10 protein-coding genes are annotated in these 17,303 nt (G+C 72.0%); 1 reads left to right on the forward strand and 9 read right to left on the reverse strand.

The window, feature by feature from the left end:
- Positions 1–26 precede the first annotated feature (26 nt).
- From J8G10_RS17895 to J8G10_RS17930, 8 genes are all read right to left on the reverse strand, one after another.
- Positions 27–926, reverse strand: a complete 900-nt coding sequence (locus J8G10_RS17895) for a universal stress protein (RefSeq protein ID WP_251448224.1) — start codon at positions 924–926, stop codon at positions 27–29.
- Positions 923–2,428: an APC family permease gene (locus tag J8G10_RS17900; RefSeq protein WP_251448227.1), complete on the reverse strand. Its 1,506-nt coding sequence runs from the start codon at positions 2,426–2,428 to the stop codon at positions 923–925. Before J8G10_RS17900 ends, J8G10_RS17895 begins: the two co-directional genes overlap by 4 nt.
- Before the next feature lie 140 nt (positions 2,429–2,568).
- Positions 2,569–3,249, reverse strand: coding sequence for a response regulator (locus tag J8G10_RS17905; protein WP_251448230.1), 681 nt, complete (start codon positions 3,247–3,249; stop codon positions 2,569–2,571).
- The gene (locus J8G10_RS17910; RefSeq protein ID WP_251448289.1) at positions 3,246–6,140 is read right to left on the reverse strand and encodes an ATP-binding protein; all 2,895 of its coding nucleotides are present in this window, start codon (positions 6,138–6,140) and stop codon (positions 3,246–3,248) included. The genes J8G10_RS17905 and J8G10_RS17910 overlap by 4 nt, the downstream gene beginning before the upstream one ends.
- A 63-nt stretch (positions 6,141–6,203) precedes the next feature.
- A complete protein-coding gene (gene kdpC / locus J8G10_RS17915) occupies positions 6,204–6,845 on the reverse strand; it encodes a potassium-transporting ATPase subunit KdpC (RefSeq protein WP_251448233.1) in 642 nt (213 codons plus the stop codon).
- Positions 6,846–6,990: 145 nt separating this feature from the next.
- Entirely contained in the window at positions 6,991–9,321 is a 2,331-nt protein-coding gene (gene kdpB, locus J8G10_RS17920; RefSeq protein WP_285814497.1) for a potassium-transporting ATPase subunit KdpB, read from the reverse strand.
- Positions 9,318–11,003 carry a potassium-transporting ATPase subunit KdpA gene (kdpA, locus tag J8G10_RS17925; RefSeq protein WP_251448237.1) on the reverse strand — a complete coding sequence of 562 codons (1,686 nt, stop codon included), beginning with the start codon at positions 11,001–11,003 and terminating at the stop codon, positions 9,318–9,320. The genes kdpB and kdpA overlap by 4 nt, the downstream gene beginning before the upstream one ends.
- Positions 11,003–11,092 carry a potassium-transporting ATPase subunit F gene (locus tag J8G10_RS17930; protein ID WP_251448240.1) on the reverse strand — a complete coding sequence of 30 codons (90 nt, stop codon included), beginning with the start codon at positions 11,090–11,092 and terminating at the stop codon, positions 11,003–11,005. Before J8G10_RS17930 ends, kdpA begins: the two co-directional genes overlap by 1 nt.
- A gap of 298 nt (positions 11,093–11,390) precedes the next feature.
- Here J8G10_RS17930 and J8G10_RS19610 point away from each other — a divergent pair, with 298 nt between their 5' ends.
- The gene (locus J8G10_RS19610) at positions 11,391–12,383 is read left to right on the forward strand and encodes an EamA family transporter (protein WP_251448243.1); all 993 of its coding nucleotides are present in this window, start codon (positions 11,391–11,393) and stop codon (positions 12,381–12,383) included.
- A gap of 182 nt (positions 12,384–12,565) precedes the next feature.
- Here the strand turns inward: J8G10_RS19610 and J8G10_RS17940 are convergent, their stop codons facing one another.
- Complete coding sequence (locus J8G10_RS17940) at positions 12,566–17,281, reverse strand: NAD-glutamate dehydrogenase (RefSeq protein ID WP_251448247.1); 4,716 nt, start codon at positions 17,279–17,281, stop codon at positions 12,566–12,568.
- Positions 17,282–17,303: the final 22 nt, after the last annotated feature.

A 17,303-nucleotide genomic window follows, 5' to 3' on the forward strand; every position in this document is an offset into this window, starting at 1 on the left:
CGCTGCGGTTGGAAATCGGATCCGGCTCACTCCGCCGTGGCCGCACCGGGCACGGCGACGACGGGGACCGGGGCGTAGCGGATGATCTTGGCCGCGCTCGATCCCAGGAACACGCGAGCGATCGGGTGCGTCGACGACGATCCGATCGCGAGGATGTCGCCCTCCTCCCAGTCGAGCCGGCGGATCGCGCGGGCCCAGTCGGATCCCTCGGCGATCGTGAACGTGAGCGTGTCGTCGTCGAAGCCCTGCGAGCGCAGGAACTCCTCCGCCTCGTGCTGAGCGTTGCCCGCCTGCATCCGCCACAGATCGATCACCTGGGTCTCGGCGTGCCCCATCCGGGAGGTGACGGGTCGGCGGGGCGGGGCGACGACGAAGGTCACCACCCGAAGCCGCGCCCCCGTGCGCCGGCAGATCTCGGCGACGCCGGTGAGCAGCGACCAGCTGGCGTCGTCGTCGCGGAAGGCGACCGTGACGCGGGTCACGCCGCTGTCGGTGCGGTAGCCCCGCGGCGCGATGGCCACGGGGATCGGCGACGAGTGCACGAGCCGGTCGGTCTTCGAGCTGAGCCGGATGCGGCCGGGCTCGGCGTCGCCGCTCGATCCGACCACGAGCATCCGCGCCTCGTGCTCCGTGGCCTGCTCGATGAGCGCCTGGGGGACGGAGCGCCCGCTCACCCAGACCGCGGTGCCGTCGATGCCCGGGTGCTGGGCGAGGTCGGCGCGCGCCTCCTCGGCGGTGATCTCGCCCTCTCCCGCCGCCCAGTCCTCGAACTCCCGGTCCGTGCCGCCGGCGAGCGGGTTGCCCCACCCCTGCGGGACGACGGACACGGCGCGGACGTGCTGGGGTTCGGAGCGGGCGAACTGGCAGGCGAGCTCGATGGCGGAGCGATCGTTGTTGTGGGGGCCGTAGCCGACGAGGTAGGTCACTTGCTCTGGTCCTCGAGTTCGGGGTGGATGGGTTCGGAGATCTCCTCGTCGGAGGTGTAGGTGTTCAGCGTGGCCTTGCGGCGGCCGTAGGCGAGGTAGAACAGGAACACGATCACGAGCCAGCTCACGCAGATGATCCAGGTGATGGGCTGCAGCTGGGTCAGCACGTACACGCACACCAGCACGGTGAGGATCGGCACGACCCACGGGCCGAACGGGACCTTGTACGGCCGCTCGATCTCGGGGTGGGTGCGGCGCAGGACCATGAGAGAGATCGCCACGATGCTGAACGCGACCAGGGTGCCGAAGGAGACGCTGTCCCACAGGTAGTCCGCCGGCACGAACCCGGCGACGAGGGCGACGATGATCGACACCGTGAGCGTGTTGAAGACGGGGGTGCCGAACTTCGGGCTGACGCGCTCGAACTTCTTCGAGACCATCCCGTCGCGGGAGATCGAGAACAGGATGCGGGTCTGCCCGTAGAGCGTTACCAGGGTCACCGAGAACACGGAGATCACGGCGCCGGCGGACAGGATGATCGGCCAGATTGGGCTCCCGGTCACGTTCAGGAGGATCTTCGCGAGGCCCGCCTCGCCGGCCTCCTTCGTCGCGAACCAGCTCGCCGGCTCGGCGGCGAGGCCCGCGACCGAGACCAGGACGTAGATCGCGGTGACGATCAGCAGCGCACCGATGATCGCGCGGGGGATCGCCTTCTGCGGGTTCTTCACCTCCTCGGACGCGGTGGCGACCGCGTCGAGTCCGATGTAGGAGAAGAAGATCACCCCCGCCGCGCCGCTGATCCCGGACGCCTGCCCGAAGAAGTTCGCGAAGTGGTCGGAGTTGAACGCGGTGAACGCGAGGACCACGAACAGCAGCAGCACGCCGAGCTTGATGCACACCATGATGGCGTTCACCGTCGCCGACTCCGATGCGCCGCGGATCAGCAGCAGCATGCACAGGCCGATCAGCACCACGGCGGGCAGGTTGATGAACCCGCCGTTGGGGGATCCGTCCGGATTCGGGATGAACGTCAGCGACAGCGCCGTCGGCAGCTGGAAGTGGAACAGCTGGAGCAGCAGCTCGTTGAAGTAGCCGCTCCACCCGACCGCGACCGCGGAGACGGCGAGGCCGTATTCGAGCAGCACCGCGCCGCCGACGAGGACCGCCGGACCCTCGCCCAGCGCGTGATACGTGTACGAGTAGCTGGATCCGCTGACGGGGATCGCCGACGCGAGCTCGGCGTAGCAGAGCGCCGACAGCCCCGCGGCGACCGCCGCGAGCAGGAACGACAGGATGACCGCGGGTCCGGCCAGCGGGACCGCGCTGCTGAGGACGAAGAAGACGCCGGTGCCGACGGTGGCGCCGACGCCGAACATCATCAGCTGGAACGTCCCGAGATTGCGGGACAGCTCCTCGCCCTGATGGTGTCGCCGCTGGAAGATGATCGGCTTGCGGCGCACGAGCTGGCGTCCGAAGGACGACGGGGTGTGATTGGTGGACATGTGGCTCCCAAAGGCCGGTGGCGGGCGTCTTCGACCGCCGTTGCCTCATGCTGGCATTCGGCAGGAGAGATGCCAACATACCCCCGGAGGGAGTTGTCTGGAATCTCAGACAGCCCGCCGTCCGGTACCTAATCGGACGATCAGGCCGGATCCAGTACCAGCCGGTAGCCCATGCCCTGCTCGGTGAGCAGGTGCTGCGGCGCGCTCGGGGTGCGCTCGAGCTTCTTGCGCAGCTGCGAGAGGTAGAGGCGCAGGTAGCCGGTGTCGGTGACCTGCTCCGTGCCCCAGATCTCGCGGAGCAGTTCCTGCCGCGTCACGAGCCCTCCCGGGTGCCGGGCCAGATGCTCCAGGATCTGCCATTCGGTCGGCGTCAGGTGCACGCGCGCGCCCTCGCGGGTCACCGCCTTGGCGGCGAGATCCACCTCGACGTCGCCGAACGTCACGGAGGACTCCGCCGGCGCCCCTCCGCGGCGGCGGGCGAGCGCCCGCAGCCGCGCGAGCAGCTCATCCACCTGGAAGGGCTTGGTGACGTAGTCGTCGGCGCCCGCGTCGAGCGCCTCGACCTTGTCGGCGGATCCGGTGCGCCCCGAGACGACGAGGATCGGAACGTCGCTCCAGCCGCGCAGGGCCTCGATCACGGCGATCCCGTCGAGCTTCGGCATGCCGAGGTCGAGCAGCACGATGTCGGGGTGCGCCTGCGCGGCCATCGCGATCGCGGCGGCGCCGTCACCGGCGGCGATCACGTCGTAGCCGTGCGCGGCCAGCGTGATCCGCAGCGCACGCACGAGCTGGGGGTCGTCGTCGGCGACGAGCAGTTTCATCGCGGCTCCTCCTCGGTGGACTCGTTCAGGACGCTCCCGTCGCGAAAAGTGTCGCTTCCCGGGCCGCTTTCCGACACTTTCTGCGACGGGAGCGGGAGGGATGCGGGCAGGGGCTCCGTCCCGGGAACCGGGAACGCCGGATCCGATCCCGGATCCGGATCCGGGGCCGTGCCGGCCAGGGGCAGCGACACGACCATCGTCAGTCCTCCGCCCGGGGTGTCCTCGGCGGTCAGCGTACCGCCCATGCCCTCGGCGAAGCCCCGGGACAGGGCGAGCCCCAGCCCGAGCCCCGTCGTGTTGTCGGTGTCGCCGTGCCGCTGGAACGGCAGGAACGCGCTCTCGCGCTGGTCCTCGGGGATCCCCGCGCCGCGGTCCGCGACCCGGATCTCGGCGCGCTCGCCGAGCCGGCTCGTCGAGACGATCACGCGCTCCCCCGCCGGGGAGTGCCGCACGGCGTTGGTGAGCAGGTTCACGAGCACCCGCTGCAGCAGCACCGGATCCGCACGCAGCGGCGGCAGGGCGGCGTCGAGGGCGAGCTCGACCTCGTCCGGGCCCAGCGAGAGCTCGTCGAGAGCCGAGACCACTCCGCCCCCGGCGTCGACCTGCTCCAGCGACACGGCCAGCACCCCGGCCTGCACGCGGCTGACGTCGAGCAGGTCCGTCACCAGGCGCGACAGCGTGGCGAGGCTCTCGTCCGCCGTCTCCACGAGCTCGGCGCGATCCTCGGCCGAGAGGCGGTGCGCACTGCGCAGCCCGCCCACGGCGGCCACGGCGGCGGCGAGCGGTCGGCGCAGGTCGTGGCTGAGCGCCGAGAGCAGGGCGCTGCGCACCTGGTCCGTCTCAGCGAGCACGGCCGCCTCCTTCGCGGTCTCGCGCAGGTCGGTGTGCTCGATCGCGGCGGCGAGCTGCGCCACGATCGCGTCGAGCAGGCGGCGGCCGGCGGCGTCCAGGTCGCCGCCGTGCAGCTCGAGCAGCGCGCGCGGGCGCCCGTCGGCCCCGACGCCGACCGGCACGGTCTCGACCGCGGCCACGTCGGCCCCCGCCGGAGCGCCCGGCGACCGCAGGGCGCCGCGCCGTGACCGCGAGACCGAACCCGTGGCCCGAGACCGCGGATCGTATCGTCGGTCTCGGGACGGAGGTTCGGTCTCGCGGTCGGTTCGGCGGGATGAGCGGGGTGAGCGGGGTGCGGGGGGTGCGGGGGGTGCGGGGTATGCGGCGTCGCCGGCGCCTCCGAGCGGCTCTCCGTCGGCGGCGATCACCGCGCCGTCGGGGGAGAGCAGGCGGATCCCGCTCAGCCCGAACGCCTCGCGCGCCCGGGCGACGAGCGCCGTGGGGGCGCTGTCTCCGCGCAGCACGTTGCCGGCCACCGCGGCGAGCAGCTCGGCCTCGCCGGACGCGCGCTGGGCCGCCCTCGCGCGGCGCGCCGCCTGGTCGACGACGATGCTCACGAGCACGGCGATCACGACGTACAGCACGAGCGCCAGCGCGTGCAGCGGATCCGCGATCGTGACGGTGAACAGCGGATCCACGAAGAGGAAGTCGAGGGTGAACCCGCTCAGGACGGCGGCGAACAGTGCGGGCCGCAGGCCGCCGATGAGGGCGACCACCACGACGAGCAGCTGGTAGCTCAGCACGTCGGAGGTGATGGATCCGGGTGCCTTGAGCGAGAAGAGGAGCCAGGACAGGAGCGGTCCGCCGATGAGCGCCACCGCGAATCCGATCAGTTGGCGCCGCCACCCCAGGGCTCCGCCGCTGATCGTCGGGAGCGGTCCGCGCCGCCCCGCCGCGGAGTGCGTGACGATGTGCACGTCGATGTCGCCGGAGCGGCGGATGATCTCGGCGCCGATCCCGGGGCCGGTGAGGGCGGCGGAGAGACGGCTGCGCCGGCTGACGCCGATGACGAGCTGGCTCGCGTCGACCGTCTGCGCGAACTCGACGAGCATGCCCGCGACGTCGTCGCCGACGAGCTGGTGGTAGCTGCCGCCGAGCGACTCGACGAGCCCGCGCTGGGTGGTCAGCGCTCCGGGGCGGTCGCCGCGCAGGCCGTCCTGCGTGGTGACGTGCACGGCCAGCAGCTCCCCGCCGGCCGAGCGCGCCGCGATCCTCGCGCCGCGGCGCAGCAGCGTCTCCCCCTCGGGGCCGCCGGTGAGGGCGACCACCACGCGCTCCCTGGTCTGCCAGGCGCTGTCGATCCCATGCTGGCTGCGGTAGCTGCGCAGCGCGCTGTCGACCTCGTCGGCGAGCCAGAGCAGCGCCAGCTCGCGCAGCGCCGTGAGGTTGCCGAGGCGGAAGTAGTTCGACAGCGCGGCGTCGATCCGCTCCGCCGGGTACACCTGGCCGGCCGAGAGCCGGTCGCGCAGCGTCTGCGGGGCGAGGTCGACGACCTCGACCTCGTCGGCGCCGCGGATCACCTCATCGGGCACGGTCTCCTGCTGCGCTACGCCCGTGATCTTCTCGACCACCGCGTTGAGCGACTCGATGTGCTGCACGTTCACCGTGGTGATGACGTCGATGCCCGCGTCCAGCAGTTCCTGCACGTCCTGCCAGCGCTTGGCGTTGCGGGATCCGGGGGCGTTCGTGTGCGCGAGCTCGTCGATGAGCGCGAGCTCGGGGCGCCGGCTCAGCACGGCGTCGAGATCGAGCTCGTCGAGCTGCACGCCCCGGTGGGACACCGTGCGGCGCGGCACCTGCTCGATGCCGAGGGTCTGCGCATGCGTCGCGGCGCGGCCGTGGGTCTCCACGATCCCGATCACGACGTCGCGCCCGAGCTCGTGCAGGCGGCGCCCCTCACCGAGCATCTCGTAGGTCTTGCCCACCCCGGGTGCGGCGCCGAGCAGCACGCGCAGGCGACCGCGGGCGTGGGATCCGCCCTCTCGCCGCGCCTCCACCATCGCCGACATCCCTTCACTCACCGACATGCTCGCCCGCGCCGACATGCTCGCCTGCCCGGCGCCTCACCGGCCCAGGGAGTCCAGCGCCTGGTTCAGCTGCAGGACGTTCACCCGCGGCTCGCCGAGGAAGCCGACGTCGCGCGTCTGAATCCTAGACTCCACCAGGGCGCGCACGGCGGACGCGTCGAGGCCGCGCGCGTCCGCGATCCGGTTCACCTGCAGCAGGGCGTAGGCCGGGCTGATCTGCGGATCCAGGCCCGACGCCGAGGCGGTGACGGCGTCGGCGGGGATCGCGGACTCGGCGACGTGCTCGCGGGCGGCGATCGCCGCGCGGCGTTCGGCGATCGCCTTCACCAGGTCGGGGTTGTTCGGTCCGAGGTTGCTGCCGCCGGACGCGGTGGGGTCGTAGCCGTCCTTGCCCGCGGCCGACGGGCGCGGCTGGAAGTACTGCGGCAGCGCTTCGCCGTTCGCATCGGCGAAGGACTGCCCGATGAGCGCGCTGCCGACGGGGGCCGCGCCGCCGGTCCAGCCGCCGGTGGGGTTCCCCTTCGCGTCGACGAGCGAGCCGTTGGACTGCCAGGGCAGCGCGAGCTGGCCGATGCCGGTGATCGCGAGGGTGTAGCCGACGCCGAGCAGGAGGGTGAGCACGAGCATCGCGCGGACGGCGACGCCGGTGAGGCGGACGGTGCCGCGGAGGTTCGACATGGGAGGGCCTTTCGGGAGGGTCTATGTGGGGTCGTTGAGCGAGGCCGCGGAACGACCGAGACGAAACGCGGTGGTCTGTCGCGGACCGCGTTTCGTCTCGCGCCGCCTGCGGCGGTGCTCGCTCAACGACCCCGTGGTGTGCACGTCAGAAGCCGGGGATGAGGGCGACGACGAGGTCGATGAGCTTGATGCCGACGAACGGCAGGATGACGCCGCCGATGCCGTAGATCAGCAGGTTGCGCTGGAGGATCTGCGACGCGCTCGCCGGCTTGTAGGTCACGCCGCGCAGGGCGAGCGGGATCAGGAAGACGATGACGATCGCGTTGAACACGATCGCGCTCGTGACGGCGGAGGCGGGGGAGTGCAGCTGCATGACGTTGAGCGCGGCGAGTCCCGGGAAGGCGCCCATGAACATCGCCGGGATGATCGCGAAGTACTTCGCGATGTCGTTCGCGAGCGAGAACGTGGTGAGCGCCCCGCGGGTGATGAGCAGCTGCTTGCCGATCCGCACGATGTCGATGAGCTTGGTCGGATCCGAGTCGAGGTCGACCATGTTCCCCGCCTCCTTGGCGGCCGAGGTGCCCGTGTTCATCGCGACGCCGACGTCGGCCTGTGCGAGCGCGGGGGCGTCGTTGGTGCCGTCGCCGGTCATCGCGACGAGACGACCGCCCTCCTGCTCGCGCCGGATGAGGGCGAGCTTGTCCTCCGGGGTGGCCTCGGCGAGGTAGTCGTCGACGCCGGCCTCGGCGGCGATGGCCTTCGCCGTGAGCGGGTTGTCGCCCGTGATCATCACGGTGCGGATCCCCATGCTGCGCAGCTCGCCGAAGCGCTCCGCGAGCCCCTCCTTGACGACGTCCTTGAGATGCACGACGCCGAGGATGCGGGCTTCTCCCCCCGATGCGTTCGAGCGAGCACCCTCTCCCGGGGTCGTTGAGCGAGCGCCGACGGAGTCCGAGCGAGACGAAACGCCGTCTCCGTCGGAAAGCCGCGTTTCGTCTCGGGCGGCTCCGCCGTCCTCGCTCAACGACCCCGAAGAGACCACGGCCACGACGAGCGGGGTGCCGCCGGAGGCGGCGATCTCGTCGGCGAACGCCGCGGCCTCGGCCGCCGCCGCGGCGTCGCCGGAGCCCTCCGACTCGATCCAGGCGCGGATCGCGGATCCCGCGCCCTTGCGGATCTGCATGCCGTCGATGAGATCGACTCCGCTCATGCGGGTCTGCGCGGTGAACGGCACGACCTCGGCGCCCTCGGGAGCGGCGACCACGATGCCGCGGGCGGCGGCGAGGTCGACGATCGAGGCGCCCTCGGGCGTCGGGTCGGCGAGCGACGACAGCGCGGCCGCCTCCAGCAGCTCCTCCGCGGAGACCCCGGCCACCGGTCGCACGTCGGTGGCGCGGCGGTTGCCGTAGGTGATGGTGCCGGTCTTGTCGAGCAGCAGCGTCGTGACGTCGCCGGCGGCCTCGACGGCGCGACCCGACATCGCGAGCACGTTGCGCTGCACGAGCCGGTCCATGCCGGCGATGCCGATGGCGGAGAGCAGGGCGCCGATCGTGGTCGGGATGAGGCAGACGAGCAGGGCGATGAGCACCGGGATGCTCACGGGAGACGCCGAGTAGGAGGCGATCGGGTTGAGCGCGAGCACGACCACGAGGAACACGATCGACAGGCTCGCGAGCAGGATGTTCAGGGCGATCTCATTGGGCGTGCGCTGGCGGTCGGCGCCCTCGACGAGGGCGATCATGCGGTCGACGAACGTCTCGCCCGGCTGCGAGGTGATCCGCACCACGATGCGGTCGGACAGCACGCGGGTGCCGCCGGTGACGGCGCTGCGGTCGCCGCCCGACTCGCGCACCACAGGGGCGCTCTCGCCGGTGATCGCCGACTCGTCGACGGTCGCGATGCCGGCGATGATGTCGCCGTCGCCGGGGATCGGATCTCCCGCGACCACGATCACGACGTCGCCCCGGCGCAGGTCGGACGAGGCGACCTCCTCGGTGGCGGCGTGCTCCGCGGCGGGATCCGCGACCGCGTCGTAGCCGGTCACCCGGCGCGCCGTCGTGCTCGTGCGGGTCTTGCGCAGCGTCGCCGCCTGCGCCTTGCCGCGCCCCTCGGCGACCGATTCCGCGAGGTTCGCGAACAGCACCGTGAGCCACAGCCAGACGGCGATCGACCAGGTGAAGCCGTTCGGCACCGGGGTGCCGCCCGATGCGGCGGCCCCGGCGCCCAGGAACGGCTCGGCGACCGCGAGCACCGTGGTGACCGCGGCGCCGGCCCAGACGAGCAGGATGACGGGATTGCGCAGCAGGCGTGCGGGGTTCAGCCGGCGCAGCGCGCCGGGCATCGCCTGCACGAGCTGGCTCCAGCCGAAGGCGCGCTGCGGGCGCTTCGGGGATCCGGATCCGTCGTGGGGGGATTCCGGTGACGGGTGGGTGAGCCTTTCGGCAGGCTCGGGGGCCGTGGGGGTGATGACGGTCATCGGACGAGTCCTTCTGCGAGCGGCCCGAGCGTGAGCACGGGGAAGTAGGTGAGGGCGGTGACCACGACGGAGACCGCGATGAGGAGCCCGACGAACTGCGGGCGATGGGTGGGAAGCGTCCCCGCCGTCTCCGGCACGTGCTGCTGCTGGGCGAGGGATCCGGCGAGGGCCAGGACGAACACGATCGGGATGAACCGTCCGAGCAGCATCGCGACGCCGAGCGCGGTGTTCAGCCAGGGCGTGTTCGCGGTGAGGCCCGCGAAGGCGGATCCGTTGTTGTTCGCCGCCGAGGTGAAGGCGTACAGCACCTCGCTGAGCCCGTGGGGGCCCGGGTTGAGGATCGAGGTCTTCTCCACATCGGTGCGGATGGGCGGGATCGCGAAGCTCAGCGCGGTGCCGGCCAGCACGAGGGTCGGGGTGACCAGGATGTAGAGGCTCGCGAGCTTGATCTCGCGCGGGCCGAGGCGCTTGCCCAGGTACTCCGGGGTGCGGCCGACGAGCAGCCCGCCGACGAACACGGCGATCACGGCGAGGATGAGCATGCCGTACAGGCCGGATCCGACGCCGCCGGGGGCGACCTCGCCGAGCATCATGTTGATCATCGGCATCATGCCGCCGAGCGGTGTGAACGAGTCGTGCATGGCGTTCACGGCGCCGGTGGAGGTGAGGGTGGACGCGGTGCCGAACAGGGCGGATCCGAGGATCCCGAAGCGCTGCTCCTTGCCTTCCATCGCGGCGCCCGCCGCCTGGGTGGCGGTGCCGCCGCCGCCGAGCTCGAGCGCGCTGAGCGCGAACAGCGAGACGAGGAAGATCGTGCCCATGACGGCGGCGATCGCGTAGCCCTGGCGGTGGTCGCCGACGATGCGGCCGAACGTGCGCGGCAGGGCGAACGGGATGGCGAGGATCAGCAGGATCTCGAGCAGGTTCGTCCACGGCGCCGGGTTCTCGAACGGGTGCGCGGAGTTGGCGTTGTAGAAGCCGCCGCCGTTGGTGCCGAGGAGCTTGATGGCCTCCTGCGAGGCGACGGGCCCGCCGGGGATCGACTGCGCGGCGCCCGCGACGGTGTGCACGTCGGTGAAACCGGAGAGGTTCTGCGCGACGCCGCCCAGGATGAGCGCGAGGGCCGAGAGCACGGCGAGGGGCAGCAGCAGCCGGACGAGGCCGCGGATGAGGTCCACCCAGAAGTTGCCGATCGTGGCGCTGCCGCGGCGGGCGAAGCCGCGCACGAGGGCGATCGCCACGGCGATCCCGACCGCGGCCGAGGTGAAGTTCTGCACGGCGAGGCCGGCGAGCTGCACCAGGTGGCCCATGGTCTGCTCGGGCGAGTACGACTGCCAGTTGGTGTTGGCGACGAACGAGGCGGCGGTGTTGAACGCGAGCCCCTCCGGCACGGCGGGCAGCCCGAGCGAGAGCGGGAGGACCTGCTGGATGCGCTGCAGCAGGTAGAGCAGCAGCAGGCCGACCACCGAGAACGCGAGCACGCTGCGGGCATAGGCCCGCCAGGTCTGCTCGGAGGTGGGATCCACGCCGATGAGCCGGTAGATGCCGCGCTCCGCGCGCAGGTCCCTGGCCCCGGTGTAGACGCGCGCCATGTAGTCGCCGAGCGGGCGGTACAGGAGCACGAGGACGGCGATGAGGGTGGCGGCCTGCAGCACGCCGAGCCAGACGTCCGCGGCGCCCATCAGAACTTCTCCGGGGCGACGAGGGCGACCACGAGGTAGCCGATGGCGATGACCGCGAGGGCGGCGGCCGCGATCTCGATGACGATCACAGCTTCTCCACCCCTCGGGCGATCAGCGCGACCAGGGCGAAAAGCGCGAGCGTTCCCGCGACGTAGATGATGTCGAGCACGGATCCGATCGAACCGGTTCCCGGGGCCCCGGATCGGGTTCCTCACGACATCCTCACGACCCGCTGCGGGATCCATGCGCCTTCCGCACGGAACGCCGCGCTCGGCGCCGCGACCGGCCCGCGCACCGGCGGTGCTAGCCTGACGTCGCCCCTGAGCGTCTTCTCGGCCCGGTCACCCCCGCGCCGAACGCGGCGCCGTCCTTCGGCATGGAGGGTTCGTGCCCGCAGTCCTCGCGCTCGTCGCCGCATTCATCTTCGGATCCGCCGACTTCATCGGCGGCTTCGCGGCCAAGACCCTGCGCTCGCTCGCCGTGACCGCGGTCTCCGCGCTCAGCGGGCTCCTCGCCATGGTCGTGGTCGCGCTCGTCGCCCGGCCGGTGTGGCACCCCGACGACGTGCTCTGGGCGGCGCTGTCCGGGGTGAGCAGCGTGGCCGCGGTCGCACTGCTATACGGATGCCTCGCGATCGGGCCGATGAGCATCCTGTCGCCGCTCGGCGCGGTCGTCGCCGCGATCGGGCCCGTGCTCTGGGGACTGCTCGTCAACGGCGAGCAGCTCACGGGGATGACCCTGGCCGGGCTCGCCCTGGCGCTGACGGCGACCGTGCTCGTCGGCTTCATCCCGGGCCAGAAGGTCGTGCGGCCGACGCTCCGAGGCGTGCTGATGGCGATCGGATCCGGCCTCGGCATCGGCGTCTTCATGATCGTGATGAGTGGCACGCACGCGGACGCCGGCGTGGCGCCGCTCATCGTGAACCGCGGCGTCAACGCCCTGCTGTGCTCGCTCTTCGTGGTCGGGGTCATGATCGCGGCGCGCCGGCGCGGGCAGCGGGCGACCTCGGCGCTCGTCGCGTCCGGCCCGCAGCTCGGCGCGACGCCGTCGGGCCGCGCCGACCTCGAGCACGCCCGCCCGGACCATGCCCCCCGCGGGCTCGGGACGGGGGATCCGCACGCGGGGGCGATGCGGCTCGTCGCGATCGGCGCCCTGTGGGCGACGGTGGGCGGCGTCGTGGACGCGATCGCGAACGCGTTGACGATCATCGCGCTGCGCAGCGGCGATCTCGGGATCGTCGCCGCACTGACGTCCATGTATCCGGCCGGCACGATCCTGCTCGCCGCCGTGGTGCTGCGGGAGCGGATCGCTCCGGTGCAGTGGGCGGGCCTCGTCCTCGCCCTCGCCGCCGCGGTGCTGTTCGCCCTGCCCGCGCCCTGAGGCGAAGCCTCGGTCGGGGCGACGGAGTCCGCCGAGCGCCCCGCTCGGAGATGTGCATCCCGATCGGACGAATTCACGGAGTTCGTCCGAAGAAGGCGCACATCTCCGAGCGAGGCGCCCGCCGCTCCGCGGGACCCCGGCACGGATCTCGACACGGCGGTCTGTGCCGGGTGCAGCCCGGGTCAGCGCACCAGCGACCGCAGCTGCCGCAGCGCGACCGACAGCACGGCGATGCCCGGATGCGGCACCGCGGAGGCGGCGGCCAGCGCGCCGGCGGCCCGCTGCGCCGTGCTCCCGCCGCCGGCGAGCCAGTGCGCATACCGCTGATCGAGCGCGAGGCCGCCCGCGTGCGTCTGCACCGAGGCGGTGAGATCCACCAGCACCGCGTACAGGTCGTCGCGCAGGGACGCACGCGCCATCGACTGCCAGCTGTCGTCCTGTGCGAGCCCCGAGACGCTGCTCAGCAGATCGTCGAACCCGATCTCGCCGGAGAGCCGGAAGTAGGTGCGCGCGAGGTCTTCGAGATCCCCGCCCCTGGCCTGGGCGAGTTCGATCACGTCCAGCAGCCGGAGCGCCTCCAGCAGGCTCGCGCCGCGCTGCGCGAGCGCCGCGGGGACGCCGGCGGCGGCGAGGGCCGACTGCCGCGCGGCGAACTGGTCGGCCTCGTCGCCGTGGAAGAAGTCCGCCAGCCGCTCCGAGAGCAGACGGACCGGCTCGGCGAACCGGGCGATCTCCGCCCCGATGTCCACGCCCTCGGAGCGGTGCTGCACGAACCACCGCGCGGCGCGGTCGAGGAGGCGCCGGAAGTCCAGGTACAGGCGGGTCTGGGTCGCGGTGTCCACGACGTTGTCGGTGGCCTCGACCGCGACCACGAAGCCGCGCAGGTCGAAGATCTCCCGTGCGGCGACGTAGGCGCGCGCGATCTGCTCCGCGGTGGCGCCCGTCTCGGCCGCCGCCCGGTCGGCGAACGTGATCCCGCCGCGGTTGACCATCGAGTTCACGACCGTGTTCACGATGATCTCGCGGCGCAGCGGGTGCTCGCCCAGGCGCTCGCCGAAGCGCTCGCGCAGCGCGCTCGGGAAGTACTCCGCGAGGGTTCCGGAGAACCAGGGATCGTCGGCGAGGTCGGTGGCGGCGAGGTCGGTCTTCAGCGCGAGCTTCGCGTAGGCGACGAGCACGGCGAACTCGGGGCGGGTGAGCCCCTCGCCGGCCTCGACGCGCTCCTGCACGGTGAGCCGGTCGGGGAGGAACTCGATCTCCCGGTCCAGTTCGTCGCGTGCCTCCAGGGTCTCCATGAGCCGCTCGTGCACGGGCAGCATGATGGCGGCGTTGGCGCGGGAGTTGCCGAGCAGGACGTTCTGCTCGTAGTTGTCGCGCAGCACCTGCACGGCCACCTCGTCGGTCATCGAGGCGAGCAGCGCATTGCGGTCCTCGATGCCGAGCGTTCCCTCGCGCACGAGCGCGGTGAGCAGGATCTTGATGTTCACCTCGCGGTCGGAGGTGCCGACGCCGGCGGAGTTGTCGATCGCGTCCGTGTTGATCTGCACGCCCGACCGCGCCGCCTCGATCCGCCCCAGCTGGCTGACGCCGAGGTTGCCGCCCTCGCCGACGACGCGCACGCGGAGGCTGCGTCCGTCGACGCGGATCGCGTCGTTCGCGCGGTCGCCGATCTCGGCGTGCGACTCGGACGACGCCTTGACGTAGGTGCCGATCCCGCCGTTCCAGAGCAGGTCGACGGGCGCCAGCAGCACGGCGCGCTTCAGCTCGTTCGGCGTGAGCGCCCCCACCGCGTCGTCGAGTCCGAGCGCGGCGCGCAGCTGCGGCGACACCGGGATCGACTTCGCGCTGAGCGGGAACACCCCGCCGCCGGCCGAGAGGAGAGCCGGGTCGTAGTCGCCCCAGGAGGACCCGGGGAGCCGGAACAGGCGCAGGCGCTCCGCGAAGGAGGCCGCGGGATCCGGATCCGGATCCACGAACACGTGCCGATGGTCGAACGCCGCGACCAGCCGGATGTGCTCGGACAGCAGCATGCCGTTGCCGAACACGTCCCCGGACATGTCGCCGACGCCGACGACCGTGAAGTCCTCGGTCTGGGTGTCGGTGCCGAGCTCCCGGAAGTGCCGCTTCACCGACTCCCAGGCGCCGCGCGCGGTGATCCCCATCGCCTTGTGGTCGTACCCGACGGATCCCCCGGACGCGAAGGCGTCGTCGAGCCAGAAGCCGTACTCCTGCGAGATGCCGTTCGCGATGTCCGAGAAGGTGGCGGTGCCCTTGTCCGCGGCGACGACGAGGTAGGGGTCGTCCCCGTCCCGGCGCACGACGCGATCGGGCGGCACGATGCCTGCGGCGGTGCGGTTGTCGGTGAGGTCGAGGAGTCCGCGGATGAACGTGCGGTAGGCGTCCTTGCCGGCGTCCAGCCAGGCGCCGCGGTCGACGGCAGGGTCGGGCAGCCGCTTGCCGACGAAGCCGCCCTTGGATCCGGTCGGCACGATCACGGCGTTCTTGACCATCTGCGCCTTGACCAGCCCCAGCACCTCGGTGCGGAAGTCCTCGCGCCGGTCGCTCCAGCGCAGGCCGCCGCGGGCGACGGCGCCGAAGCGCAGATGCACGCCCTCGACCTCGGGGGAGTACACCCAGACCTCGACCATCGGCCGCGGTGCGGGGAGGTCGGGCACGGCCTTGCTGTCGAGCTTCATCGACACCCAGGGCTTCGGCCGGCCGTCGGCGTCCTGCTGGTAGAAGTTCGTGCGCAGCGTCGCGTCGATGACGCCGAGGAACGCGCGCAGGATCCGATCGTGATCGAGGCTCGCGACGCCGTCGAGGTCGTGGAGCACGCCGTCGCGGATCTCCGCCTGCGCGTCGGCGCCGGCCCGATCCGGATCGAAGCTCGCCGCGAACAGGCGCACCAGCGACACCGCGATCTCCGGGTTCGTGATCAGGGCCTGGTCGATGTACCCGGTGGAGAAGGCGGATCCGATCTGCTGCAGGTAGCCGCCGATCGCACGCAGGATCACGATGTCCCGCCAGTCCAGCCCGGCGTGCAGCACGAGGGCGTTGAGGTTGTCGTTCTCCGCGGCGCCCGTCCAGATGGCGAGGAACGCCGCCTCGAACTGCGCGGCGCGGTTCTCGTCGGCCCACAGCGCCGCATCCGGCAGGCGCAGGCCGAAGTCGGAGATGTGCCGGGTGGCGCCGTCGGGCAGCGTGACGGTGTGCGGGCGGTCGTCGACGACCTCGACGCCGAGCGCGGTGAGCATGGGCAGCACCTCCGCGAGCGGACGGGGGTCGACGCTCACGACGGTCAGGAAGCGGCGCGTCGGGTCGTCGCCCTCGGCGTACAGGTGCACGGCGACGCCGCCGGACTCGTCGAGCCGCTCCAGCCGGCTCACGTCGCCGACCGCCTCCGCCGGGCTCGCGAACTCCTTGTAGGACTCGGGGAAGGCCTCGCTGTAGCGGGCGTGCAGCATCCCCGCGGTCTCCTCGTCGTACGCGCCATGCAGGGCGTCGACGAACTCGGAGTCCCAGGTGCGCAGGGCGGCCTCGAGGCGCGCGGTGAGCTCGGCGGTGTCGACCGCCGGGATGTCGTGGTCCTTCGGCATCCGCATCACGACGTGCAGCTGGGCGAGGGGGGACTCGCCGACCTTCGCGGTGTACTCGAGGGCGTCGACGCCGTAGGCGTCCTTCAGGAGCGCCTCGATCCGCAGCCGCACCGGGGTGTTGTACCGGTCGCGCGGGAGCAGGACGAGCGCGGACACGAACCGGCCGAACTCGTCGCTGCGCACGAAGATCGCGGAGCCCCGCCGCTCCCGCAGTCGGCTGATCCGGGTCGCGACGTCGAGCAGATGCTCCGGCGAGTCCTGGAAGAGCTCGTCGCGCGGATAGTCCTCGAGGATCTGCTCGAGCTCCTTGGCCGAGTGCGAGCCCGGGGCGTGGCCCGAGGCCGCCAGCACCGCGGACACCTTGGCCGACGCGATCGGCAGGGTCGTGACCGAGGAGGCGTAGGTGATGGAGGTGAACAGGCCGAGGAAGCGGTGCTCCCCGGTCACGTTGCCCGCGTCGTCGAAGGAGCGCACGCCGATGTAGTCGAGGTACACCGGGCGATGCACGGTCGAGCGCGAGTTCGCCTTGGTGATCGTCAGGATCCGCGGCTCGCGCGCGGTCTCCCGTGCTTCCGGGCGCAGATGCACGACGCGGCTCGGGGCGTCGCGGAGGATGCCGAGTCCCGTGTCGTCGATCGGACGCAGCACGTCCTCCCCGTCGATCGACTCGAGCGCGTAGGCCCGATAGCCGAGGAAGGTGAAGTGGTCGTCGGCGAGCCAGCTCAGGAACTCGGTGCCGCGGGAGATCTCCGCCGGCGCCGCGGTCGGGGGCGGGGAGGTGCGCAGCCGGGTGACGATGTCGAGGCAGGTCCGGCGCAGCAGGCTCCAGTCCGCCACGGCGGCGTGCACGTCGGCCACGACGGAGAGGATCCGCTCGCTCAGGGCGTCGCGCTGCTCGACGGTGGGGATCCGGTCGGTCTCGAGGTGCATCCAGGACTCGGAGCGGCCGCCGAGGCCGCCCACCTCGAGCAGCCGGCCCTGGTCGTCGCGGCGGACGGTCACGACCGGGTGCAGGAGCAGGTGCACGGTGGGTCCGGCCTCGGCGATGGCCGCGGCGACGGAGTCGACGAGGAACGGGACGTCGTCGGTGCAGATCTGCACGATCGTCCGGCGCGAGGTCCAGCCGTTCTCGGCGATGGTCGGCGTGAAGACGGCGGCACGGGTCTCACCGGGACGCCGCCCTTCGGCGAGCTCGACCATGGCCGCGAGGGCCCCGGTGACGTCGCGCGGATCCCTGTCGTCGAAGCCGTCCCGGGGGAGCCTGCTGCGGAGCCGGTCGATCAGTGCAGTCGTCTCGGGCATCGTCGTCCTTCCAGCGCCGCAC

It is taken from the genome of Microbacterium sp. USTB-Y (assembly GCF_023703415.1).
Taxonomy (GTDB): Bacteria; Actinomycetota; Actinomycetes; order Actinomycetales; family Microbacteriaceae; genus Microbacterium.